Source organism: Salmonella sp. SAL03688, from assembly GCF_046551895.1.
GTDB lineage: Bacteria > Pseudomonadota > Gammaproteobacteria > Enterobacterales > Enterobacteriaceae > Salmonella > Salmonella enterica.
This window is the reverse complement of sequence record NZ_JBGDVI010000001.1, coordinates 84,166-108,741: the sequence shown is the minus strand read 5'-3', so window position 1 is coordinate 108,741 and position 24,576 is coordinate 84,166. Positions and strand designations below refer to the sequence as shown.

Below are 24,576 nucleotides of genomic sequence, written 5' to 3'. Positions count from 1 at the left end.
TAGCGAAAGCGATAATTCGTGATCCGTTTGTTGTTTCAAAATTGTTAACAATTTTGTAAGATACAGGCGGATAGAACGACCCGGTGGATGATGGGCGATCAAGTACCCCGGACCGCCGGATACAAATAAAGAGGTCATGATGAGTACTGAAATCAAAACTCAGGTCGTGGTACTTGGGGCGGGCCCGGCAGGCTATTCTGCCGCTTTCCGTTGCGCTGATTTAGGTCTGGAAACCGTAATTGTAGAACGCTACAACACCCTTGGCGGTGTTTGTCTGAACGTCGGCTGTATCCCTTCTAAAGCGCTGCTGCACGTAGCAAAAGTTATCGAAGAAGCCAAAGCACTGGCTGAACACGGTATCGTTTTTGGCGAGCCGAAAACCGATATCGACAAGATTCGTACCTGGAAAGAAAAAGTTATCACTCAGCTGACCGGCGGTCTGGCGGGTATGGCCAAAGGCCGTAAAGTGAAAGTGGTTAACGGTCTGGGTAAATTTACCGGGGCAAACACCCTGGAAGTTGAAGGCGAAAACGGCAAAACCGTAATCAACTTCGACAACGCAATCATCGCGGCGGGTTCCCGTCCGATCGAACTGCCGTTTATTCCGCATGAAGATCCGCGCGTGTGGGATTCCACCGATGCACTGGAACTGAAAGCTGTTCCTAAGCGCCTGCTGGTCATGGGCGGCGGTATCATCGGTCTGGAAATGGGTACTGTGTACCATGCGCTGGGTTCAGAGATCGACGTGGTTGAAATGTTCGACCAGGTTATCCCGGCTGCCGATAAAGACGTGGTTAAAGTCTTCACCAAGCGCATCAGCAAGAAATTCAACCTGATGCTGGAAACCAAAGTGACCGCCGTTGAAGCGAAAGAAGACGGTATCTACGTTTCGATGGAAGGCAAAAAAGCCCCGGCTGAAGCGCAGCGTTACGATGCTGTGCTGGTCGCTATCGGTCGTGTACCGAACGGTAAAAACCTCGACGCGGGCAAAGCTGGCGTGGAAGTTGACGACCGTGGCTTTATCCGCGTGGACAAACAGCTGCGCACCAACGTGCCGCACATCTTCGCTATCGGCGATATCGTCGGTCAGCCGATGCTGGCGCACAAAGGCGTTCACGAAGGCCACGTTGCCGCTGAAGTTATCGCCGGGAAGAAACACTACTTCGATCCGAAAGTTATCCCGTCTATCGCGTACACCGAGCCAGAAGTGGCATGGGTTGGCCTGACCGAGAAAGAAGCGAAAGAAAAAGGCATCAGCTATGAAACCGCCACCTTCCCGTGGGCAGCTTCTGGCCGTGCTATCGCTTCTGACTGCGCAGACGGTATGACCAAACTGATTTTCGACAAAGAATCTCACCGCGTGATCGGCGGGGCGATTGTCGGCACCAACGGCGGCGAGCTGCTGGGTGAAATCGGTCTGGCGATCGAAATGGGCTGTGATGCGGAAGACATCGCGCTGACCATTCATGCGCACCCGACGTTGCACGAGTCCGTCGGTCTGGCTGCTGAAGTGTTCGAAGGTAGTATTACCGACCTGCCGAACCCGAAAGCGAAGAAGAAATAATCTTCTGTAGGTGGCAATGCGCCACCCGATACAAAAAAGCGGCTTTACAGCCGCTTTTTTTATGCATGGCAAATCAGATGTGTCAAATGATGGCGAAGGATAACGAAACCGCAAAATTTATCTTGTCCGCAGCAGTACGTTTTTCAAAGCTTATGCCGTCGGTAGTGCCTTTGTCTGTCATTTTCGACCAACTAATTGTTTCATAAGAAATACCTCTCCTTACTTTGTCATCACCCTGAAATTAGTAACGCTATAAAATAATAGCGAGCTAATTATGAGGTTTGATATATGAAACTTTTTCTGACAACAGCAGCGCTAACTGCGACGTTGATTTCCGGCATGGCATTTGCCAGCGATCCCGTCATCCCCTGGGCGACTAACAGCGGCGGTACGGAAAGTACGCATATTGCGGCAATGGGCGAGGATTTGAATGCGCAGCATCAGCAGATCACCCACACGCATGAAGGCGTATGGGCGGCCAATTCCGGCAGCATTCAGGCTGATGAAGCCGCGCTGACCAGCAACAAGCCGCCGGTACAAGGCCACCCGGAATTAATGCCGCATCAGGGCTAATGATCATGGCCTGGCGATAACGCCAGGCGCTTACGGGTTATTCGGCGACCTGCCACTGCGCGTCTGGCGCAAAACGCGTGATAGCCTGAACTTTACTCTCCGTCTCCTTGCCTAAATCCGCCTGATAAATACGATCGTCCTGGTTGACCATAAAACTCATCACCCCGGTTTCGCCGTAATGCATCGGCCAGGCCAGAAGCGCCGCGCCGTGACCGTCGTTATCGCTGATAATACGGAAATGGTAGCCGTGGTAACCCTCGTCTGGCGCTGCGGGACTAAAGTTTGGGCCTAACGGACTGGGGACGTCGCCTGCTTTGGTTGGCCAGTACAGGCCATCTTTTTGGCCTTCGCTACTGATTATCCTGTGCGCCCAGCGATGGTTTTGTAAGTAATAATCCTGCTGCGCATCAACGTAAGCATGCATGGCCTGTAAGGTAGAAAGTTCATTTCGCCCAATAGTACGGGTGAGGATCTCATTCCCGGCTGCCGCCATATCAAAGCGCCAGCCGCCAGTCTCTTTCACCATGGGCACCGGGAGCTGCCAGTCTTCTCGTCCGACATTCAGGTGCGCCGTATTGTCTTTTTGTACAATGCGATGGCCTTCGCGCCAGTCACGATTGAAGCGGGCCACGGCCTCGGGATCGGCACCTTCCGGCGGCAGAAATTGCCGCCAGTCATCGCCCAGTAGCGCGGTAAGCTGCGTTTCGTTTTTTCCGGCTACCGCCGCGGCGAAGGCGCTGGCGGCCGCTTCCGGGGAGGGGAACCGTTCCTGCGCGTAGCCCAGCAAGGGTAACGACAGTAACAGAGCGCTTAACATAACCTTTTTCATTATCTGCTCCGGTTAACGGCGATGAAATTCATGATGTTCAGAAAAATGTTCCCGCGCGGCGGCGCGTTGCTCGGTGTTTAAGTGACTGCCGCGACGGCTTTCCAGGCCGCGTAGCTGTTGCGATTGCCATGACGGCGATCGACTGTCGTTCCCGCTAAACACATTGGCGTGCATATTCTGGCGAAATGCCTGATGCTGTTGCGGCGTAGAGGATTCAATACGCTGGCGGGCGGTGTCTCTCTGCTGTTGTGAAACAGGGTGCTGCTGGGCTTTAGCCTTCAGCTCGGAACGATGCTGCTGCGTGGTGGATTTATTCAGTGTCTGCTGCGCCGCCTCGCGACGACTGCTGTTTTGTGTTCCGTCATAGCCACGGTAATTATTACGCTGGGCAATTTGATTTAACTGCTGCGATGCCGCTTTGCGCTGTCTATCGCGGGATGTCTCGCCTGACAGGTTAGCGGGTGATGTATGGCTGCGCTGTTGGAATTGCGTCATGGCCGCCTGGCGCTGACTGTCGCGAGACACTGGCGCTTGCTGCGTTGCGCTTAACCCGCCGCTAACATTGGTGGGATAGAACCGTTGCGCAACGGTATTATTCGGATAGGGGACGCCATTGCGCCAGGCGGGATTATGCTGCCAGCCCATCGTTTGGCCCGGCAGGTTTTGCCCGGATATCCGGTTGAAATTATTGACATTGATGTTGATATTATCGCCATTATGTTGATAACCGTTACCACCATGATGGTAATCATCATCATGATGGTCGTCGTCATGGTGGTGATGATCGTCGTCATCCCAGTCTATGCTGCTGAACAACGCATAGGTGGTGGCGACGCCCAGACTATAACCAAAACCTTTAACAAAACTGTCGGCAAACTGCTGCCCCGGAGGGGGCGGTAAATACACCGGCGGATAAGCGGTATTGGGCCAGGCGCCATACACCGTCGCGGGGTTATAGTTTGGCACGTACACCACCTGCGGATTCGCGGGTTCAATTTTGATGACGGTCGACGGTGTTGCTGGCGTACTGGCGGATGTGGTGGTGGTTGTTGTCGTCGTGACGGCGGTAGAAGCGCTGGACTTCGGCACGCTGGTGACGGTTTGCTGCGGCGTTGATTTTAGCGAACCGGTTTGTTGAGCGAGCAGACGCAACCTTTGCACCGCATCCATCACATCCTGTGGCTGGGCTAAGAACGCATCGCCCAGGTTTTGCACCCATTGCGGATTCTCGCCCATAAGCGCCATCAACTGGGGAAAGGCGACCAGCGATTTGACGCTGGGGTCCCACGGTTGGCTGGCCACCGCCTGAATAGCGGCATCGCCCTGCAGCGTGGGGTTATCCCGCGACCACTGGACGGCCTGAACCACGTTCGCCGGGTAGGTGGAGGCCATGAGCACCTGCGAAAGCAGGGCATCGGGATAAAGCGCGACAGGCGCGACCCATTGATCGATTTGCGCAGTGGTAAAGGTCGTCTTCGCGACAGGCGCGGGCACAGCGGTCTGCGTTGGCTCAGAGGCGGGAGCTGCCGCCTGCGCGGGCGCTTCGGGAGCGCGGCTTTTAACATACAGTACGCCCGAAGCGGCAAATAACCCGGCACTGCACACAAGGGCAATGAGATGGGGTTTAAAGGGCAACGTCATTTTATCTCTCCCGATTCCAGAGAATCGCTATGGTCATTATGCCTGCCGCCGACGGGGTGCAGTTTCGCGTGAGTATAAAGGGACGATAGTTTAATTTTTAGCTAATGTTGGGATCGATAACGTTACGTGACGATCAAAGCACGAAATGAGGTAAGCATTTATGGCTGCAGCTCCCGTCTCAGTAGAGCATTAGACCATCCTTAACGATTCAGCCACTTTTTTATGTTGCTTTTTTGTAAACAGATTAACACTTAAAGAAAATCCTGTTATTGTGCCTTATGCGGTACCGGGCATTTACCCTACTAACTACTGTCTCACAGGAGCGTGAAGAGAATCGCCCATCAACAAAAGCGCCGCATTATGACAATGAGAGCGAGGAGATATCGTCGTGCTAGAAGAATACCGTAAGCACGTAGCTGAGCGTGCTGCCCAGGGGATTGTGCCGAAACCTTTAGACGCAACCCAAATGGCTGCGCTTGTCGAGCTGCTGAAGACCCCGCCTGTGGGCGAAGAAGAATTCCTGTTAGACCTGTTGATCAACCGCGTTCCTCCTGGCGTAGATGAAGCCGCTTATGTTAAAGCCGGTTTTCTCGCTGCTGTCGCGAAAGGCGACACCACCTCCCCGCTGGTCTCCCCAGAAAAAGCCATTGAACTGCTGGGCACCATGCAGGGTGGTTACAACATTCATCCGCTGATTGATGCGCTGGACGATGCGAAACTGGCGCCGATTGCTGCCAAAGCGCTGTCCCACACTCTGCTGATGTTCGATAACTTCTACGACGTAGAAGAGAAAGCCAAAGCGGGCAATGAATATGCCAAACAGGTGATGCAATCCTGGGCCGACGCCGAATGGTTCCTGAGCCGTCCGCCGCTGGCGGAAAAAATCACCGTCACCGTTTTCAAAGTGACCGGCGAAACGAATACCGACGATCTCTCTCCGGCGCCGGATGCGTGGTCGAGACCGGATATTCCGTTACATGCGCAGGCGATGTTAAAAAACGCCCGTGAAGGCATTGAGCCGGATCAGCCAGGCGTTGTCGGCCCCATCAAACAAATCGAAGCATTGCAGAAAAAAGGCTACCCGCTGGCTTACGTGGGTGACGTGGTGGGCACCGGTTCTTCCCGTAAATCCGCGACCAACTCCGTGCTGTGGTTCATGGGTGACGACATCCCGAACGTGCCGAATAAGCGCGGCGGCGGTCTGTGCCTCGGCGGCAAAATTGCGCCTATCTTCTTTAACACTATGGAAGATGCGGGCGCGCTGCCGATTGAAGTTGACGTTTCTAACCTGAATATGGGCGATGTAATTGACGTCTACCCGTACAAAGGCGAAGTGCGCAATCACGAAACTGACGAACTGCTGGCAACCTTCGAACTGAAAACCGACGTGCTGATCGACGAAGTGCGTGCCGGTGGTCGTATTCCGCTGATTATCGGCCGTGGCCTGACCACCAAAGCGCGTGAAGCGCTGGGGCTGCCGCACTCAGACGTTTTCCGTCAGGCAAAAGACGTGGCGGAAAGCAGCCGCGGCTTCTCGCTGGCGCAGAAAATGGTCGGTCGCGCCTGTGGTGTGAAAGGTATCCGTCCGGGCGCGTACTGCGAACCGAAAATGACCTCCGTCGGTTCTCAGGATACTACCGGCCCGATGACCCGCGATGAGCTGAAAGACCTGGCCTGTCTGGGATTCTCCGCCGATCTGGTCATGCAGTCGTTCTGTCACACCGCAGCCTATCCGAAGCCGGTTGACGTCACCACGCACCACACGCTGCCAGACTTCATTATGAACCGTGGCGGTGTCTCCCTGCGTCCGGGCGACGGAGTGATCCACTCCTGGCTGAACCGTATGCTGCTGCCGGATACCGTCGGTACCGGCGGTGACTCCCATACCCGTTTCCCGATTGGTATCTCTTTCCCGGCGGGTTCTGGTCTGGTGGCGTTTGCCGCCGCGACCGGCGTGATGCCGCTGGATATGCCGGAATCCGTGCTGGTGCGCTTCAAAGGCAAAATGCAGCCGGGCATCACCCTGCGCGATCTGGTCCATGCCATCCCGCTGTACGCCATCAAACAGGGCCTGCTGACCGTTGAGAAGAAAGGCAAGAAAAACATCTTCTCTGGCCGCATCCTGGAAATCGAAGGTCTGCCGGATCTGAAAGTTGAGCAGGCGTTTGAGCTGACCGATGCTTCTGCCGAGCGTTCCGCTGCGGGTTGTACCATCAAGCTGAACAAAGAGCCGATCATTGAATACCTGACCTCCAACATCGTCCTGCTGAAGTGGATGATTGCCGAAGGCTACGGCGACCGTCGTACGCTGGAACGTCGTATCCAGGGCATGGAAAAATGGCTGGCGGACCCGCAGCTGCTGGAAGCCGATGCTGACGCGGAATACGCAGCGGTGATCGACATCGATCTGGCGGATATCAAAGAGCCAATCCTCTGTGCGCCGAACGATCCGGACGACGCGCGTCTGCTGTCTGACGTGCAGGGCGAGAAGATCGACGAAGTGTTCATCGGTTCCTGCATGACCAACATCGGCCACTTCCGCGCGGCTGGTAAGCTGCTGGATAACCACAAAGGCCAGTTGCCAACCCGCCTGTGGGTAGCGCCGCCAACCCGTATGGACGCTGCGCAGCTGACCGAAGAAGGTTACTACAGCGTGTTTGGTAAGAGCGGGGCGCGTATCGAGATCCCGGGCTGTTCCCTGTGTATGGGTAACCAGGCGCGTGTGGCCGACGGCGCGACGGTGGTTTCTACCTCTACCCGTAACTTCCCGAACCGTTTAGGTACCGGTGCGAACGTCTTCCTGGCTTCTGCGGAGCTGGCGGCGGTTGCAGCGCTGATCGGCAAACTGCCAACGCCGGAAGAGTACCAGACCTTTGTGGCGCAGGTGGATAAGACGGCGGTGGATACCTACCGTTACCTGAACTTCGACCAGCTCTCTCAGTACACTGAGAAAGCGGACGGCGTGATTTTCCAGACTGCGGTGTAACAGAGACGGGCCCGGATTTCCGGGCCCGAATGGCGCTTCTTATTTATTATTACGCTTCACTTCCCGTAGCCCCGGCAAATACGTAATTACCCCGCCCATTATTGCCCCGGCTACAATCGCTGGAATAAGCATAATCAATACTTCACCATATATTAATGGCAGTATGCGTATGTCAAAACCATATCGCGCAAAATTAAACAGCGTCGTGATCAGACCACCTGCAATGGCGCAAAGGAACATCCTGTTAATTATTTTTTGATATAATTTCAGGGGTATCAGCGCGCAGGCGACACCGGTTAACCATGCGGGGAGGAGACTGTATATCCAGCCGGTAATAATAACTAATGCTGGTATTGTTCTGTAGAAACAGAACAAAAATGAGTCTGGTCCGCCAATAATGGCGGGTAAAAAGTTTATGATACCTATCGCGATGGCTGCGCCTATTAACGGCCCAAACAGAATAAACCAACCGCTATGATAAATTATTCGTCGAAATACAGACATAATGTATCCTTCCTGAATTTTCCTTCAACCGTCTGACAAAAAATACAACTCACTACGGCTTCTCTGCTGATATTGCCCATTGCTGGAGCTCAGTTGAAAAGCGCTTATCAAGTAGCCAACAATTTCATGACAACGACCCGGATGATAAGGAAGCGTCTGAAAGACTAGCAGGCGTCGGCGTGGGCAGGGTATTGATGATTTCTGAAAAAACGCCAGAGGGACACCGGGCTGGTAATGCTATAACTGGATGAGGGTCAGCCGTTTTTAACGACTGCGCTCTTCCGGCGCATAATAAAAGGTCATCTAAACGGCGCGCTGCCTGATGTGAAATTTGTCGTCGAGTTTTCGCTTAACGGAGATTAAGTGTATGTAAGCGTGATGGATGATGGACATTTCCTTGCGGCAACGCCTATATCCCCAGCACTTCCGGCACCAGCTCTTCCAGTTGCCTGACCAGTTCAGGGTCCATATAGCGGTAGTCATCGGGGATATCGAGTACGTGCAGGGGCTTATTTTCAATAATACGACGATATTCAGCCATCAACCGATCTTTATGTTTCTGCTCCATAACGCAGATAACGTCAGCCCACTGAAGTAACCCGCACGACACGCTTTTTTTGGCGTTGCGGCTGGTGCCGGCGGAACGGACGCTAAGGCCGGGATAGCGGCGGAACACCTGCTCCGCCGTGGGGCTGCGCCATTGATTACGGCTGCATATGAAAAGCACATTCATTAAATAAATACTCTTCCAGATCGCGCTTCGCTAACGGCGAGTTTGTCAGTCGTGGAGACTCAATACCCCACGGTGCGGCACGTAGCACTTTGTCGGAGCGCGTGTAGATATATTGAAGCGCTAGAGTGACTTTCTGTATGAATAATAAACCGTTTTGGCATTTTTATTTTATCTTTTGTGCGCCCCGCTGTTTTTCTTTCACCGTGCTGCGATAATTACCTCAAGGCGCAATGCGGTATTGGCGCATTGCCAGGGCAGAGGAAAACAATTATGGATTACGAATTTCTGCGCGACGTTACCGGAGGGGTAAAAGTACGAATGTCGATGGGCCACGAGGTGGTCGGTCACTGGTTTAATGAAGAGGTTAAAGACAACCTCTCGCTACTGGATGAAGTAGAACAAGCCGCGCGTACGGTCAAAGGCAGCGAACGCTCCTGGCAACGAGCAGGGCATGAATACACGATCTGGATGGACGGCGAAGAGGTGATGATTCGCGCCAATCAGCTGGATTTTTCCGGCGATGAGATGGAAGAGGGGATGAGTTATTACGATGAAGAGAGTTTATCCCTGTGCGGCATGGAGGATTTTCTGCGGGTCGTCGCCGCGTATCGGGAATTCGTCAGTAAAGCCTGACCCTCTCTTCGTTATTGTCCCGCAACGCCAGTCGACGGACAGTTGGGGGCGGTAGTGGAAACGAAATCACCACACATTCCAGCCGGGAGTATCCCGGCTTTTTTATAGCAGAATGATTTTTTGATTTTTATTAATCATTTTAAAACTGTGATCTGACGCGTTTGTGATCTTAATTTGATTGAATATAATCGTTATGATTTTATTCAATCACAACAAGCAACAGGCGGTAAGACCATGAACATCAAAAAAGCAATAGAGCGCGTACCCGGCGGCATGATGGTCGTACCGCTCGTTATTGGCGCAGTCATTAACACCTTCGCCCCGCAGGCGCTTGAGATCGGCGGTTTTACCACCGCCTTATTTAAAAACGGCGCGGCGCCGCTGATTGGCGCTTTTCTGCTGTGTATGGGAGCCGGTATCAGTGTGAAAGCCGCGCCCCAGGCGTTATTGCAGGGCGGGACGATTACGCTCACTAAGTTGCTTGTCGCCATCGGCATTGGCCTGGGCGTGGAGCATCTTTTCGGCGCGGAGGGTATTTTTGGCCTGAGCGGCGTGGCGATTATCGCGGCGATGAGCAATTCGAATGGCGGACTTTATGCTGCGCTGGTAGGCGAATTCGGCAATGAGCGCGACGTCGGCGCTATCTCTATTTTGTCTCTTAATGATGGCCCTTTCTTTACGATGATTGCGCTGGGCGCGGCAGGGATGGCGAACATTCCCATTATGGCGCTGGTGGCGGTGCTGGTTCCGCTGGTTGTCGGCATGATCCTCGGCAATCTTGATCCTCATATGCGCGATTTTTTGACCAAAGGCGGCCCGCTGCTCATTCCTTTCTTTGCTTTTGCGCTGGGGGCGGGCATCAATCTGGAAATGTTACTGCAAGGCGGACTTGCCGGAATTCTGCTCGGCGTGCTGACAACGTTCGTTGGCGGTTTCTTTAATATTCGCGCAGATCGTCTGGTTGGCGGAACTGGCATTGCCGGGGCGGCGGCCTCCAGCACCGCGGGTAATGCCGTTGCGACGCCGCTGGCTATTGCGCAGGCCGACCCTTCGCTCGCCGAGGTGGCCGCTGCTGCCGCTCCGCTGATTGCCGCCTCGGTGATCACCACGGCAATCCTGACGCCAGTGTTGACCTCCTGGGTTGCGAAAAAACAGGCGCGTCAGGCTTCTTTGGAGAAAAACGCATGAAAATGATGGTTATCGCCGATGATTTTACCGGATCGAATGATACCGGCGTCCAGTTGGCGAAGAAGGGGGCGAGAACGGAAGTCATGTTGAGCGCGTCGCAAAAACCGTCCCGCCGCGCCGATGTGTTAGTCATTAACACCGAAAGCCGGGCGATGCCCGCAGATCAGGCGGCATCTGCCGTTTATGCCGCGCTTTCGCCGTGGTGTGAGACATCGCCAGCGCCGCTGGTGTACAAAAAAATCGACTCTACATTTCGCGGCAATATCGGCGCCGAAGTGACGGCGGCCATGCGCGCCAGTCAGCGAAAACTGGCCGTTATCGCCGCCGCGATCCCTGCGGCCGGACGCACGACGCGTGAAGGAAAATGTCTGGTTAATGGCGTCCCGCTACTGGAAACCGAATTTGCCAGCGATCCGAAAACGCCCATTGTCTCTTCCCGTATTGCCGAGATAGTGGCGTTGCAAAGTGAGATCCCTGTGTATGAAGTCTTTTTGCAGGATGTCCGACGCGGTGGGTTAAGCGCCTTACTTACGGCTTATGCGGCTGAGGGCGAAGGGATTATCGTCGTGGATGCGGTGGAAGAGCGGGATCTGACGTTGATTGCGCAAGCGGCGTGCGAACAACCGTCGATGCCGCTGCTCGTCGGCGCAGCTGGTCTGGCGAATGCGTTGCCGGTTGAACTTTTTATGCAAGACCGGCAGCGGCTGCCGGTGCTGGTGGTGGCCGGTTCGATGAGCGAAGCCACGCGACGTCAGGTGGATAATGCGCTGTGCCGGGGACGTGCGGAGGTCGTGGATATTGATGCCGCGCGCATGGTGTCGGATAGCGCGGAACAGGAAATCGCGTCTGTCGTAGAGCAGGCCTGCGCGCTGTTAAGTCAGCATCGACATACGATTTTACGCACCAGCCGTCGCGCAGAAGATCGACAGTTAATCGACGCGCTGTGCGAAAAATCCGCGATGAGCCGTCAGCAATTGGGCGAGCGACTGAGCCAGCGGCTTGGCGTCGTCACGTTAAACATTATCGAGCAGGCGCGGATTGGCGGGTTGTTTCTGACCGGCGGCGATATCGCTACCGCCGTCGCCGGCGCGCTTGGCGCTGAAGGTTATCGCATTCAGAGCGAGGTGGCGCCCTGTATTCCCTGTGGAACGTTTGTAAACAGCGAAATTGACGATCTGCCGGTCATTACCAAAGCGGGCGGATTCGGTTCAGACAGTACGTTGTGTGACGCGCTTTATTATATTGAGGAGATGTATTGTGGAGACTAAAACCGTTGCCATTACCATGGGCGATCCAGCGGGCATTGGGCCGGAAATTATTGTTAAAGCGCTAAGCGAAGACGGTCTCAACGGCGCGCCGCTGGTGGTTATTGGATGCCTCGCAACGTTGAAACGTTTACAGGCGAAGGGCATCACGCCGAACGTTGAGCTACGGGCCATTGAACGGGTCGCCGAAGCGCGTTTTGCGCCCGGCATCATTCATGTGATTGATGAGCCGCTGGCGCAGCCGGAGGCGCTGGAGGCCGGGAAAGTTCAGGCGCAGGCGGGGGATTTAGCGTATCGCTGCGTGAAGCGCGCCACCGAGTTAGCGTTACGGGGCGACGTACAGGCTATCGCTACCGCGCCGCTGAATAAAGAGGCGCTGCACCTGGCGGGGCACAACTATCCGGGCCATACCGAGCTGCTCGCGACCCTGACCCATAGCCGCGATTACGCGATGGTACTTTACACCGATAAACTAAAAGTGATTCACGTTTCAACGCATATCGCGCTGCGTAAATTCCTTGATACGTTAAGTACCACGCGTGTCGAAACGGTGATTGGCATTGCTGATACTTTCCTCAAGCGTGTGGGTTACGTTAAACCGCGTATCGCCGTGGCAGGCGTGAATCCTCATGCGGGCGAGAATGGCCTGTTTGGCGATGAAGAGACGCGTATCCTGACGCCAGCCATTACCGATGCCCGTGCAAAAGGTATGGACGTTTATGGGCCGTGCCCGCCGGATACTGTATTTCTCCAGGCTTATGAGGGGCAGTATGATATGGTGGTGGCGATGTATCATGACCAGGGACATATCCCGTTGAAATTGCTTGGCTTTTATGATGGCGTGAATATCACCGCGGGGCTGCCGTTTATTCGGACCTCTGCCGATCATGGCACCGCATTTGATATCGCCTGGACGGGAAAAGCAAAATCTGAGAGCATGGCCGTATCGATCAAACTGGCAATGCAACTGGCATAATTCCCTGTTATGAAAGGACAACACCGTCTGGATCTCATTGTGGCGTATCTGAAAAACCATACGCTGGTTACGGTAGAACAGCTGGTTGAGGCGGTTGACGCATCGCCAGCCACTATCCGTCGCGATTTGATCAAGCTGGATGAGCAGGGCGTGATCAGCCGTAGTCATGGCGGCGTGGCGCTGCGGCGTTTTGAACCCGCCCAGCCCACCACCAATGAAAAACAACTGCGATCGCCCGCTGAAAAACGGGCGATCGCACGCGTTGCCGCATCGCTGGTCAATGCTGGCGATGCCGTCGTGCTGGATGCCGGTACGACAATGATGGAGCTGGCGAAATGCTTAACCCATCTTCCGCTGCGGGTCATCACCGTCGATCTGCATATTGCGCTGTTTTTAGCTGAGTTCCGGCAAATTGAAGTGACGATTGTCGGCGGTCGTATCGATGACAGCAGTCAGTCCTGTATCGGTGAGCATGGGCGTAAGCTGTTGCGCAGCGTTTATCCGAACATCGCGTTTATGAGCTGTAATTCATGGGGGGTAAAAACGGGCGTGACGACCCCAACGGAAGATAAGGCCGGGCTTAAACAGGAGATTATTGCTAATGCGCAGCGCAAAGTGTTACTGGCGGACAGCAGTAAGTATGGCGCGCATTCGCTCTTTAATGTGGTACCGCTTGAGCGCTTTAATGACGTGATTACCGACGTCAATCTGCCGCCGTCAGCACAGGTTGAACTGAAAGGGCGCGCTTTTGCGCTAACGCTGGTGCAGCCGGAGTGACAGCGCCGTCAGGCGCTGTCAGTGGTGAATCAGACCGCCGAAATATTGCGGCCGTAGTAAATCTCGCGCATCTCTTTCCACAGCGCGGCGGTGATCTCCTGGCGTTCGGTTTCAGTGAGATCTTCCGGTTTGGTGTGAAACATGTAGTGCTTAAGATCGAACTCTTTAAGCAGCATCTTGGTATGGAAAATATTTTCCTGATACACGTTTACATCCACCATGTCATACAGCGACTTCATATCTTCCGACATAAAATTCTGAATAGAATTAATCTCATGATCGATAAAGTGCTTCATACCGTTGACGTCGCGCGTAAAGCCGCGCACGCGGTAATCGATGGTGACAATATCGGACTCTAGCTGGTGGATCAGGTAATTGAGCGCTTTTAGCGGTGAAATCACCCCGCAGGTTGACACTTCGATGTCGGCGCGAAAGGTGCATAGCCCGCCTTCCGGATGGCTTTCCGGATAGGTATGCACACAGATATGGCTCTTATCGAGGTGCGCCACCACGGTTTCCGGCAGCGGGCCGGGATGTTCGGTTTGATCGATAAGTTTCGGGTCGATCGGCTCTTCGCTCACCAGAATCGTGACGCTGGCGCCCTGGGGTTCATAATCCTGACGGGCGATGTTCAGGATGTTCGCGCCGATAATGGAGCAGGTCTCCGACAGGATCTCGGTCAGTCGGTTGGCGTTATAGAGTTCATCGATATAGGCGATATAGCCATCGCGCTCTTCTGCGGTTTTGGCGTAGCAGATATCGTAAATACAAAAACTCAGGCTTTTCGTCAGATTGTTAAAGCCATGCAGTTTCAGCTTTTTCAATTTTTATCACCTCCTTAACGTCACTGTGCGGACAGTGCGTCATGTAGATATTGCGGTAGCGCAAATGCAGCGGCATGAATAGCCGGGTTGTAATAGCGACATTTGAGGCCGGCGGCATGAAAACGCGCCTGAATAATTTCGCTCGACAGGTGACGAAGAGCGTCGTTGTCCGTCGCCCAGGCGAAGGTCATAATGCCGCCGTAATAGGTCGGAATCGCCGCCTGGTAGAAGCCGACATCGCTGAAGTAATGACTCAGCTTGCGGTGGCTGTCGAGCGCTTCATCCTGTTGCAGGAAGCACACGCCGTTCTGGGCGACAAAAATGCCGCCCGGATTCAGGCAACGCTTACAGCCTGCATAAAAGGCGGAGGTAAACAGGCTTTCGCCGGGGCCTATCGGATCGGTACAGTCGGAAATGATCACATCAAAGGTCTGATGGGTCTGATTGACGAAATTCACGCCGTCGTCGATCACTAGCGTAAAGCGCGGATCGTCGTAGCTGCCGGCATTGTGGTTGGGTAAATACTGGCGGCAAAACGAGACTACGCCAGCGTCGATCTCCACCATGGTGATGGTTTCGACGTTTTTATGCCGGGTAACTTCACGTAGCATTGCGCCGTCGCCGCCGCCGATAATCAGAACGTGTTTCGCATGACCGTGCGCCAGCAGCGGGACGTGGGTCATCATTTCATGATAAATAAACTCGTCGCGTTCGGTGGTCTGTACCACGCCGTCCAGCGCCATCACGCGGCCAAAAGCGGCGTTTTCAAAGATGATTAAATCCTGGTGATCGGTTTTTTCATGATACAGAACGTTGTCTACGGCAAAGTACTGACCAAACTGGTCGTGTAGCGTTTCATGCCACATCGTATTTTCGGCCATTGGCTGATACCTCCATTGTTAACACCCGTAAAAAAAGGGCGCAACATCATAGCTAACAATGACCGTGGATGCACGGTCATTATTTCAGCAATAGGATCGCGGAGGATTATTTAACGTAGGCTAACAGGCTCAGAGAATCGCGGGCCAGAGCTTTGCATTTTTTAGCGACCGGAATACCGATGCCGCTAAGATCGCGGTAGCTGTCTTCGCCCAACGATTTCATATCGAAGGTGTCGTAGTTACTCAGGTCCCACTGATTTTGCTGGGCAAAAAAGACCAGCGCACGGCGAATCTGACTGTTGGGTAAATTTTGGTAACCACAGTCATTTTTCAGAAAAACGAAAACCGCCGTTAAATCGGCCATATCTTCAGCTTCGGATTCAGTAAGCGCATAGCTATTTGCGCATAAGGCCATCAGGCTGCCAAACAACACGGGTCTGAAAAACGTCTTCATTGCTTCTACCACGGCATCAGGGAAAGTCAACGTTAGCATACTGAGAACGTAGCGACGACTTTTATTATCAGGATTGGTCGCGGCGTTTTCATTCTTATTGTATTGCTGTCAGGAATGGTAAAGACGTGTTGCTGGCTTGACCTTCCCGTTAGGGCAGGGTCTAAGCTTAGACACCCGCCTGTTCATTATAAGGAAATGATTATGTTACGCCGTGATTTCTTAAAATATTCAGTGGCGCTGGGGGTTGCATCAGCGCTGCCGCTGTGGAGCCGCGCCGCTTTTGCCGCCGAACGTCCCGCGTTGCCTATTCCTGACCTGTTAACGGCAGATGCGAGCAACCGTATGCAGTTAATTGTTAAAGCCGGACAGTCGACATTCGCCGGTAAGAACGCGACAACCTGGGGCTACAACGGTAATTTGCTGGGGCCAGCGGTACAGCTTCACAAAGGAAAAAGCGTGACCGTTGATATCCATAACCAACTGGCCGAAGACACGACGCTTCACTGGCATGGTCTGGAGATTCCGGGCATCGTCGACGGCGGTCCGCAGGGGATTATTCCCGCAGGCGGAACCCGCACGGTGACGTTTACGCCGGAGCAACGCGCCGCGACCTGCTGGATTCATCCGCACAAACACGGCAAAACCGGGCGCCAGGTGGCGATGGGCCTTGCCGGGCTGGTGCTGATTGAAGATGACGAGATTCGCAAATTGCGCCTGCCGAAACAGTGGGGCATCGACGATGTGCCGGTGATCATTCAGGACAAACGCTTCTCCGCCGATGGCCAGATTGATTATCAACTGGATATTATGACCGCCGCCGTCGGCTGGTTTGGCGATACGCTGCTGACCAATGGCGCTATCTATCCGCAGCATTCCGCGCCGAAAGGCTGGCTACGTCTGCGCTTGCTAAATGGCTGTAATGCGCGTTCGCTGAATATCGCCGCCAGCGATAATCGCCCGCTTTATGTGATCGCCAGCGACGGCGGCCTGCTGGCGGAGCCGGTGAAAGTCACCGAACTGCCGTTATTAATGGGTGAGCGTTTTGAAGTGCTGGTGGATATCAGTGACGGGAAAGCCTTTGATCTGGTGACCCTGCCGGTCAGCCAGATGGGAATGGCGATCGCTCCGTTTGATAAACCGCATCCGGTGATGCGTATCCAGCCGCTGCGGATTACCGCCTCCGGTACGCTGCCGGATACGTTGACGACGATGCCGGCGCTGCCGTCGCTGGAAGGGCTGACGGTGCGCAACCTGAAACTGTCGATGGACCCACGCCTTGATATGATGGGGATGCAAATGCTGATGAAGAAATATGGCGCTCAGGCGATGAGCGGCATGGATCATGACAGCATGAACGCGCATATGCAGGGCGGCAATATGGGGCATGGCGAGATGGATCATGGCAACATGGATCACAGCGGGATGAATCATGGCGCGATGGGCAATATGAATCACGGCGGAAAATTCGACTTCCATAACGCTAACTTTATCAACGGCCAGGTCTTCGATATGAACAAACCGATGTTCGCGGCGCAAAAAGGCCGACATGAACGTTGGGTCATTTCCGGCGTGGGCGACATGATGCTGCATCCTTTCCATATTCACGGCACGCAGTTCCGTATTCTGTCAGAGAACGGCAAAGCGCCAGCGGCGCACAGAACGGGCTGGAAGGATACGGTACGCGTTGAGGGCGGTATCAGCGAAGTGTTGGTCAAGTTCGATCACGACGCGCCGAAGGAACATGCCTATATGGCGCACTGTCATCTGTTAGAACATGAAGATACGGGAATGATGTTAGGATTTACGGTCTAATCGATGTCTGTGACGCAGGCCGGGTAAGGCGAAGCCGCCACCCGGCACAATGCCCGGCATACGCCGGGCATTAATGGTTATTTCGCGTCGTCAGGCAAAGCATAGGCCACGATATAGTCGCCCATCTTCGTACCAAACGAACCGTGGCCTCCGGCAGAAACGACCACGTACTGCTTACCGTTTACCTCATAGGTCATCGGCGTTGCCTGGCCTCCGGCGGGTAAACGTCCCTGCCACAGTTTTTCCCCGTTGCTCATGTTATAAGCGCGCAGGTAGTTGTCGGCGGTCGCGGCGATAAACAGCACGTTACCGGCGGTTGAGATTGGCCCGCCGAGCATGGGCATCCCCATGTTGAACGGCACCGGAACCGGCATCGGGAACGGCATACTGTCGCGCGGCGTCCCTATACGTTTCTTCCATACGATTTCATTGGTCTTCAGATCCAACGCGGAAATATAGCCCCAGGCCGGTTGTTTACACGGCAGGCCAAACGGCGAAAGGAACGGATTCAGCGTGACGCCGAACGGTACGCCGTACTGTGGCTGAATACCCGCTTCTGTTCCGGTACCTTTCGCGTCTTTCGGCGGCTCCATCGGATTACCCGGGCCGCGTGGGATCAGTTTCGAGACAAACGGCAGCGCCATCGGGTTAGCGATAGCGACCTGACGGTCTGGATCGACGGAAATACCGCCCCATTCAAACATCCCCAAGTTGCCAGGGAATACCAATGTCCCCTGCTCGGACGGCGGGGTGAAGATACCTTCATAGCGCAACTGGTGGAACATAACGCGGCACACCAGTTGGTCGAACATGGTCGCGCCCCACATATCCGCGCCGGAGAGATCTTTTTTCGGGCGGAAGGTTAAATCAGAGAACGGCTGAGTTTTGGCGACGTAATCGCCTTTTGCCGCGCCCTGCGGGACCGGTTTTTCCGGAGCGGGCACGACCAGCTCGCCATTACGTCTGTCGAGCACAAAGATATTACCGGTTTTCGCTGGCGCATAGATAACCGGAACGGTAGTACCGTCAACGGTAATATCTGCCAGCGTCGGCTGTGCCGGCAGGTCCATATCCCACAGATCGTGATGGACGGTCTGATAACTCCAGGCCAGTTTCCCGGTGGTGGCATTCAGCGCCAGAATGGAGCTGGCATAACGTTCCTGCTCCGGCGTGCGGTTACCGCCCCAGATATCCGGCGTGGTCACGCCCATCGGCAGATAGACCAGATCCAGTTTCGCATCATAGGCGGCAGGCGCCCAGGAGTTCGGCGAGTTAAAGGTAAAAGCGTGCTCATCGGCTGGAATCGCGTTCGGATCTTTCGCCCCCGGATCGAAGGCCCACAGTAGTTTACCGGTATTAACGTCAAAACCACGGATAACGCCGGACGTTTCGCGGGTAGAGAAGTTATCCGTGACCGAACCGGCAATGACAATCGTTTTATCGGTGATAATCGGCGGCGACGTCGGTTCATACAGTCCCGGCGTGGTGTCCGGCATATTAGTTTGCAGATTCAGGACGCCTTTATTGGCGAAGGTTTCACACAGCTTGCCGGTTTCGGCATTCACCGCGAAAAGGCGACCGTCATTGACCGGAAGGATAATGCGGCGCGGACAGTCGGCGATGACCTCCGGCGAGGCGGTATCCGCTTTGGCCTCATGATAAGAGACGCCGCGGCAGGTCACATGCTGGAAAGACGAATCGGTCTTCAACTGAGGATCAAAATGCCACTTCTCTTTACCGCTGGCGGCGTCCAGCGCGAACAGTCGCTGGTGAGCTGTACACAAATAAAGCGTATCGCCGACTTTAATCGGGGTCACTTCGTTGGTGATTTCGCCCGGATCGTTGGGTTGTTTCAGATCGCCGGTGCGGAAGACCCACGCTTCTTTCAGTTGGTGAACGTTATCCGCAGTGATCTGTTTCAGCGGCGAATAGCGTTGGCCTTCCTGATTACGTCCATAGGCCGGCCAGTCTTCGTCGGCGATCGACGAGCTTGTTGCGGCGGGCGTGGCGTCGGCGCGAAGCGTACCGTTGATCTCCTGCGGGTCGTTGAAGCCAGCCCAGGTCAGAATGCCGCCGCTAATCAGCAGCGCCACGACCAGCGCCGCTACTGCGCCGCTGGAAGGAACCACCAGCCGATGCCAGACAAACGGCAATATTAGCCAGATGCCGAAAAACACCAGGATATCGCTACGCGGCGTGAGCGCCCAGAAGTCGAACCCGACTTCCCACACGCCCCAAATCATTGTCGCCAGCAGCAGGGCGGCATACAGCCACAGCGCGGCACGTTTACTGCGCCATAGCAATCCGGCCACAACCAGCATCACGAGGCCCGCGATGGGGTAGTACCAGGAACCGCCAATAGCAACCAGCCAGACACCTCCGATAAGAAGATACAGCCCGCAAAGTGCTGCAAAGAGGGCCGTCAGCGTCACGAGTAATCGTGGCGATCGTGCGTTATTTTCTGCCATAAAAAGACACCATCCCAAATTGTTAATTTTTTAGTAGCAATTAAGTATAGGAATTAACATGTGTGATCGTCATCACAAAATGAGCTTTCTTATCAAATGCCGCGAATGAATACGTTTGCTGTTATACTGCGTGCCTTGCGCGTCAATGCGGCGTTATTAGTCACCGGCATTGAGTGATTTGTTTTTAAATCATATGGTTATAAATATGAAACATACTGTTGAAGTCATGATCCCCGAAGCGGAGATCAAAGCACGTATTGCCGAGCTGGGTCGTCAGATTACCGAACGTTATAAAGACAGCGGCAGTGAAATGGTGCTGGTAGGTCTGTTGCGTGGCTCATTTATGTTTATGGCGGACCTGTGCCGTGAAGTTCAGGTTCCTCATGAAGTCGATTTTATGACCGCCTCCAGTTATGGTAGCGGCATGTCCACCACCCGCGACGTGAAAATCCTCAAAGATCTGGATGAGGATATTCGCGGTAAAGACGTGCTGATTGTTGAAGACATTATTGATTCCGGTAATACGCTGTCGAAGGTCCGTGAAATCCTGGGCCTGCGCGAGCCGAAATCGCTGGCGATTTGTACGCTGCTGGATAAACCGTCTCGCCGCGAAGTGGACGTGCCGGTTGAGTTCGTTGGCTTTTCGATTCCGGACGAATTTGTAGTCGGTTACGGTATCGACTACGCCCAGAGTTATCGCCATCTACCGTATGTTGGTAAAGTGGTGCTGCTGGACGAGTAAGCGCAGAAATGCCGGATGGCGTCGCTAAAGCGACTTATCCGGCCTATAGCTAATGGCTTATTGGTGGGGAATGTATTTCAGACTTAGGGCGGAGATACCCTTATGATAGCCGTTCTCCAGCGTTTTTTTGTTGGTGGCGGTGACGTCAAGATCGCGCAGCAGGCCATCATTGATACTGTACGCCCAGCCGTGAATGGTCACATTCTGCCCGCGTTTCCACGCTGACTGCATAATGGTGGAATGTCCCAGGTTATAAACCTGCTCCATGACGTTCAATTCATAGAGCGCGTCCAGACGTTGCTCTTCGGGCATTTTTCCCAACAGCGAGCTATGTTTAAGCCAGATGTCGCGGATATGCAGCAGCCAGTTATTAATCAAGCCCAGCTCAGGGTTTTCTACCGCAGCCTTGATACCGCCGCAACCGGAGTGGCCGCAAATGATAATATGCTCAACTTCCAGAACATCAACCGCATACTGAACCACGGAGAGACAGTTCAGATCGGTGTGAATAACCAGGTTAGCCACATTACGGTGAACAAACAATTCGCCCGGTTCAAGCCCGGTTAAACGCTCTGCGGGAACGCGGCTGTCGGAACATCCAATCCATAGAAAGCGCGGTTTTTGCGCTTGCGCCAGTTTCTCAAAAAATCCGGGGTCCTCTTCCACCAGCATTTTTGACCATAGTGCATTGTTGCTGATGAGTGTATCTATGTCTTTCATGGAAGTTAACGACCTGTAACCAAATAAGTGCGTTGGGCTAATATAGGGCAACTCCGTAGTTATTTAAACCATATATAAAGTGTAAGAACGTAAAGTAAGTGAGAATTTATGACCATTGCGCTGGAACTTCAACAACTTAAAAAAACCTATCCCGGCGGCGTTCAGGCGCTGCGCGGCATAGATTTGCAGGTCGAAGCGGGGGATTTTTACGCGCTTCTGGGGCCAAATGGAGCAGGGAAATCGACCACCATCGGTATTATCAGCTCATTGGTTAATAAAACGTCCGGGCGCGTTAACGTTTTTGGTTACGACCTGGAAAAAGACGTGGTTAACGCCAAGCGACAGCTAGGATTGGTGCCACAGGAGTTTAACTTTAACCCGTTTGAAACGGTGCAGCAGATCGTAGTGAATCAGGCCGGTTACTACGGCGTGGAACATAAAGAGGCGGTTTTACGTAGCGAAAAGTATTTAAAACAGCTCGATCTGTGGGAAAAACGTAGTGAACGCGCGCGGATGCTCTCTGGTGGGATGAAACGCCGCCTGATGATCGCCCGCGCATTGATGCATGAACCTAAGCTATTGATTCTCGACGAGCCGACGGCGGGCGTCGATATAGAATTGCGTCGCTCGATGTGGGGATTCCTGAAAGACTTAAACGCCAAAGGCACCACCATTATTCTCACCACCCACTATCTGGAAGAGGCGGAAATGCTGTGCCGCAATATCGGTATTATTCAGCACGGCGAGCTGGTGGAAAATACCTCCATGAAAAATCTGCTTTCAAAGCTGAAATCGGAGACGTTTATTCTGGATTTAGCGCCAAAAAGCCCGCTACCTAAGCTTACGGGTTATCAATATCGTCTGGTGGATACCTCGACTCTGGAGGTGGAAGTGTTACGCGAGCAGGGGGTTAACAGCGTCTTTAGCCAACTGAGCGAGCAGGGGGTTCAGGTATTAAGTATGCGTAATAAAGCCAACCGTCTGGAAGAACTGTTTGTGTCGCTGGTGCATGAAAAACAAGGAGATCGCGCATGATGCAGCTTTACTGGGTTGCCCTTAAAAGCATCTGGGCGAAAGAGATTCACCGCTTTATGCGGATCTGGGTGCAAACGCTGGTGCCGCCCGTCATCACCATGACGCTCTATTTTATTATTTTCGGCAACCTGATTGGTTCGCGCATCGGCGAAATGCATGGTTTTAGCTATATGCAATTTATTGTGCCGGGCCTGATTATGATGGCGGTCATTACTAACTCCTACGCGAATGTCGCGTCGTCATTTTTTAGCGCCAAGTTTCAGCGCAATATTGAGGAACTGCTGGTCGCGCCGGTACCAACGCACGTGATCATCGCCGGATTTGTCGGCGGCGGCGTAGCGCGCGGGCTGTGCGTGGGGATTCTGGTGACGGCGATTTCGCTCTTTTTCGTGCCTTTCCAGGTGCATTCCTGGATATTTGTCGCGCTAACGCTGATTCTGACCGCGATTCTGTTCTCGCTGGCCGGACTGCTGAACGCCGTGTTTGCGAAAACCTTTGACGATATCAGTCTGATCCCGACCTTTGTGCTGACGCCGCTGACCTACCTCGGCGGGGTATTTTACTCGCTGACGCTGCTGCCGCCGTTCTGGCAAGGGCTGTCGCACCTGAACCCGATCGTCTACATGATCAGCGGTTTCCGTTATGGTTTTCTGGGTATCCATGATGTGCCGCTGGTGACGACGTTTGGCGTACTGGTGATCTTTATCTCTGCTTTCTATCTGCTGTGTTGGTCGCTGATCCAGCGCGGGCGCGGGTTGCGCAGTTAAGCGCTGACTGGGGAGATGGGGCGTTGGGTTGCGCTTCGCTTCACTTCATCTACGGGTCCGTAATATCAATGGGTTACGGGTCGGTAGGTGAGGCTTGTCGAAACCCAACGCTTCTCTCAGCGAATCTGAATCTCCAGCGTGGCGGTGGCCTGGTATTCTCCGGTGTGGGGAACATGTCCGGTGGTATTGACCGGCGCGGCGGTGAACTCGGTGCTGCCTTTACCGTCTGTGTAATCTTCAATCGGCAATTCGGCGCTGCCGCCGGGAACGATGGTATTATCGTATTTATCGGAAATCCGTATCCCCAAATTCTCATTGTCGGTTTTCAGGTAGTCCGGGTTGTGCGGATCGGTTGCGCCATTTAATGACATTGACAGGTTGGTGCCGTCCGCCACGTTGCTACAGGTAAAGTTTACCTGAGTGGTGACGTGCGAGTTCTGCGGACTGTCGCCGAGGTGACGAATATCTTTGCCCTCAATATCCGGTAGCCTGACCTCGATAACCTGCCCGGCGTTGATGGAGCAGGACTGCGGCACGGTAATGGTCCCGGACATGGTGACGTGCGCCATCGGTGGAACGGAAGGGGGAATATTATCTCCGCTGCTGCCCGGCGTTTTTGACAAATAGAGATTCATAATCGTCGTCTCAGGAATGGTGATTTCACCTACCAGTGGGTGAGTAATATAAATACGCACGTTACCCTTATTCCCTGCGGACATTTTGTTTATGTCCGCGCCCGTACACCCGCCTGCGGTGGGGTCCTGATTACTGATCGCTGAAAAGGGAACGGGGATATACTGTTTCAGGTTACCGACGATGTAGGTTTCCGTACCAATCTCCAGCTTACCCGCGACCAGAACATAAAAATCCATCTGTTGCCCATTGCTACCCGCTTCGCTGTACGTTCCTTTTTGTGTTAAATCGCCGGTCGTGGCGGTGAAATAGTTAACGCCCTGATAATCTTTATTATCGCAGTCGCACCTGGCGCTGTATTCGCCGCCGACCGACCAACTCTCTTTGACTATTTTCCCTGCCTGGTTCTCATCCGTATCGGTAATGGTCTGGTCAAGGGGAAAAAAGAAATTATGCGTGCCGCTGGTGGGTTGACACCAGCCGCTTCCGTTGCCCATCGTTCCGTCTGCCAGCGCATGGCCTGAAAATAGCGACAGCGCCAGCAGCATCCATAAATTCTTCATTGTGTTCC

The 24,576-nt window shown here is 53.9% G+C and carries 22 protein-coding genes; 12 read left to right on the top strand and 10 right to left on the bottom strand.

The window, feature by feature from the left end; all coding sequences use genetic code 11:
• Nucleotides 1-139: 139 nt before the first annotated feature.
• Nucleotides 140-1,564, top strand: a complete 1,425-nt coding sequence (lpdA, locus tag ACLJR2_RS00485) for a dihydrolipoyl dehydrogenase (RefSeq protein ID WP_001534412.1) — start codon at nucleotides 140-142, stop codon at nucleotides 1,562-1,564.
• Between the two features lie 288 nt (nucleotides 1,565-1,852).
• Nucleotides 1,853-2,137 carry an outer membrane protein gene (locus ACLJR2_RS00480; protein WP_000765363.1) on the top strand — a complete coding sequence of 95 codons (285 nt, stop codon included), beginning with the start codon at nucleotides 1,853-1,855 and terminating at the stop codon, nucleotides 2,135-2,137.
• A 37-nt stretch (nucleotides 2,138-2,174) separates the two neighbouring features.
• Here the strand turns inward: ACLJR2_RS00480 and ACLJR2_RS00475 are convergent, their stop codons facing one another.
• Both ACLJR2_RS00475 and ACLJR2_RS00470 read right to left on the bottom strand, forming a co-directional pair.
• A complete protein-coding gene (locus ACLJR2_RS00475) occupies nucleotides 2,175-2,966 on the bottom strand; it encodes a DUF2950 family protein (protein ID WP_000757452.1) in 792 nt (263 codons plus the stop codon).
• Between the two features lie 12 nt (nucleotides 2,967-2,978).
• A complete protein-coding gene (locus ACLJR2_RS00470; RefSeq protein ID WP_000174522.1) occupies nucleotides 2,979-4,607 on the bottom strand; it encodes a DUF3300 domain-containing protein in 1,629 nt (542 codons plus the stop codon).
• Between the two features lie 388 nt (nucleotides 4,608-4,995).
• On the opposite strand from ACLJR2_RS00470, the gene acnB reads away from it, so the two are divergent.
• Nucleotides 4,996-7,593, top strand: a complete 2,598-nt coding sequence (gene acnB / locus ACLJR2_RS00465; protein ID WP_000888949.1) for a bifunctional aconitate hydratase 2/2-methylisocitrate dehydratase — start codon at nucleotides 4,996-4,998, stop codon at nucleotides 7,591-7,593.
• A gap of 39 nt (nucleotides 7,594-7,632) precedes the next feature.
• On the opposite strand, the gene ACLJR2_RS00460 is transcribed toward acnB, so the two are convergent.
• Both ACLJR2_RS00460 and ACLJR2_RS00455 read right to left on the bottom strand, forming a co-directional pair.
• Nucleotides 7,633-8,097 carry a membrane protein gene (locus ACLJR2_RS00460; protein WP_000110431.1) on the bottom strand — a complete coding sequence of 155 codons (465 nt, stop codon included), beginning with the start codon at nucleotides 8,095-8,097 and terminating at the stop codon, nucleotides 7,633-7,635.
• A gap of 409 nt (nucleotides 8,098-8,506) precedes the next feature.
• Nucleotides 8,507-8,830, bottom strand: coding sequence for a low molecular weight protein tyrosine phosphatase family protein (locus ACLJR2_RS00455; protein ID WP_001101536.1), 324 nt, complete (start codon nucleotides 8,828-8,830; stop codon nucleotides 8,507-8,509).
• Nucleotides 8,831-9,100: 270 nt separating this feature from the next.
• Between ACLJR2_RS00455 and yacL the strand changes: the two genes are divergently transcribed.
• The 5 genes from yacL to ACLJR2_RS00430 all read left to right on the top strand — a co-directional run bounded on the left by yacL (nucleotide 9,101) and on the right by ACLJR2_RS00430 (nucleotide 13,669).
• On the top strand, nucleotides 9,101-9,463 hold the full coding sequence (gene yacL, locus ACLJR2_RS00450) for a protein YacL (protein WP_000384308.1): 363 nt from the start codon (nucleotides 9,101-9,103) through the stop codon (nucleotides 9,461-9,463).
• 234 nt (nucleotides 9,464-9,697) lie between these two features.
• A complete protein-coding gene (locus ACLJR2_RS00445; protein WP_001022089.1) occupies nucleotides 9,698-10,651 on the top strand; it encodes a 2-keto-3-deoxygluconate permease 1 in 954 nt (317 codons plus the stop codon).
• Complete coding sequence (gene dtnK / locus ACLJR2_RS00440; protein ID WP_000783304.1) at nucleotides 10,648-11,919, top strand: D-threonate kinase; 1,272 nt, start codon at nucleotides 10,648-10,650, stop codon at nucleotides 11,917-11,919. The genes ACLJR2_RS00445 and dtnK overlap by 4 nt, the downstream gene beginning before the upstream one ends.
• Nucleotides 11,909-12,892, top strand: a complete 984-nt coding sequence (locus ACLJR2_RS00435) for a D-threonate 4-phosphate dehydrogenase (RefSeq protein ID WP_000448749.1) — start codon at nucleotides 11,909-11,911, stop codon at nucleotides 12,890-12,892. Before dtnK ends, ACLJR2_RS00435 begins: the two co-directional genes overlap by 11 nt.
• Before the next feature lie 9 nt (nucleotides 12,893-12,901).
• Nucleotides 12,902-13,669 carry a DeoR/GlpR family DNA-binding transcription regulator gene (locus tag ACLJR2_RS00430; protein ID WP_000678254.1) on the top strand — a complete coding sequence of 256 codons (768 nt, stop codon included), beginning with the start codon at nucleotides 12,902-12,904 and terminating at the stop codon, nucleotides 13,667-13,669.
• Nucleotides 13,670-13,698: 29 nt separating this feature from the next.
• Here ACLJR2_RS00430 and speD read toward each other — a convergent pair whose 3' ends face one another.
• From speD to ACLJR2_RS00415, 3 genes are all read right to left on the bottom strand, one after another.
• A complete protein-coding gene (speD, locus tag ACLJR2_RS00425; protein WP_000734276.1) occupies nucleotides 13,699-14,493 on the bottom strand; it encodes an adenosylmethionine decarboxylase in 795 nt (264 codons plus the stop codon).
• A 20-nt stretch (nucleotides 14,494-14,513) separates the two neighbouring features.
• Nucleotides 14,514-15,374 carry a polyamine aminopropyltransferase gene (gene speE / locus ACLJR2_RS00420; RefSeq protein WP_001534394.1) on the bottom strand — a complete coding sequence of 287 codons (861 nt, stop codon included), beginning with the start codon at nucleotides 15,372-15,374 and terminating at the stop codon, nucleotides 14,514-14,516.
• Nucleotides 15,375-15,480: 106 nt separating this feature from the next.
• On the bottom strand, nucleotides 15,481-15,828 hold the full coding sequence (locus ACLJR2_RS00415) for a YacC family pilotin-like protein (RefSeq protein WP_000846613.1): 348 nt from the start codon (nucleotides 15,826-15,828) through the stop codon (nucleotides 15,481-15,483).
• 201 nt (nucleotides 15,829-16,029) lie between these two features.
• On the opposite strand from ACLJR2_RS00415, the gene cueO reads away from it, so the two are divergent.
• A complete protein-coding gene (gene cueO / locus ACLJR2_RS00410) occupies nucleotides 16,030-17,640 on the top strand; it encodes a multicopper oxidase CueO (protein WP_000946047.1) in 1,611 nt (536 codons plus the stop codon).
• A gap of 77 nt (nucleotides 17,641-17,717) precedes the next feature.
• Here the strand turns inward: cueO and ACLJR2_RS00405 are convergent, their stop codons facing one another.
• Nucleotides 17,718-20,108 carry a glucose/quinate/shikimate family membrane-bound PQQ-dependent dehydrogenase gene (locus tag ACLJR2_RS00405; RefSeq protein ID WP_000829732.1) on the bottom strand — a complete coding sequence of 797 codons (2,391 nt, stop codon included), beginning with the start codon at nucleotides 20,106-20,108 and terminating at the stop codon, nucleotides 17,718-17,720.
• Between the two features lie 205 nt (nucleotides 20,109-20,313).
• On the opposite strand from ACLJR2_RS00405, the gene hpt reads away from it, so the two are divergent.
• Entirely contained in the window at nucleotides 20,314-20,850 is a 537-nt protein-coding gene (gene hpt, locus ACLJR2_RS00400) for a hypoxanthine phosphoribosyltransferase (protein WP_001534389.1), read from the top strand.
• Between the two features lie 57 nt (nucleotides 20,851-20,907).
• Here hpt and can read toward each other — a convergent pair whose 3' ends face one another.
• Complete coding sequence (gene can, locus ACLJR2_RS00395) at nucleotides 20,908-21,570, bottom strand: carbonate dehydratase (protein ID WP_000651590.1); 663 nt, start codon at nucleotides 21,568-21,570, stop codon at nucleotides 20,908-20,910.
• 108 nt (nucleotides 21,571-21,678) lie between these two features.
• Here can and ACLJR2_RS00390 point away from each other — a divergent pair, with 108 nt between their 5' ends.
• Both ACLJR2_RS00390 and ACLJR2_RS00385 read left to right on the top strand, forming a co-directional pair.
• The gene (locus ACLJR2_RS00390; RefSeq protein WP_000150628.1) at nucleotides 21,679-22,605 is read left to right on the top strand and encodes an ABC transporter ATP-binding protein; all 927 of its coding nucleotides are present in this window, start codon (nucleotides 21,679-21,681) and stop codon (nucleotides 22,603-22,605) included.
• The gene (locus tag ACLJR2_RS00385) at nucleotides 22,602-23,372 is read left to right on the top strand and encodes an ABC transporter permease (RefSeq protein WP_219829013.1); all 771 of its coding nucleotides are present in this window, start codon (nucleotides 22,602-22,604) and stop codon (nucleotides 23,370-23,372) included. The genes ACLJR2_RS00390 and ACLJR2_RS00385 overlap by 4 nt, the downstream gene beginning before the upstream one ends.
• Nucleotides 23,373-23,488: 116 nt before the next feature.
• Here ACLJR2_RS00385 and ACLJR2_RS00380 read toward each other — a convergent pair whose 3' ends face one another.
• Nucleotides 23,489-24,568: a fimbrial protein gene (locus tag ACLJR2_RS00380; protein WP_000794042.1), complete on the bottom strand. Its 1,080-nt coding sequence runs from the start codon at nucleotides 24,566-24,568 to the stop codon at nucleotides 23,489-23,491.
• Nucleotides 24,569-24,576 lie beyond the last annotated feature (8 nt).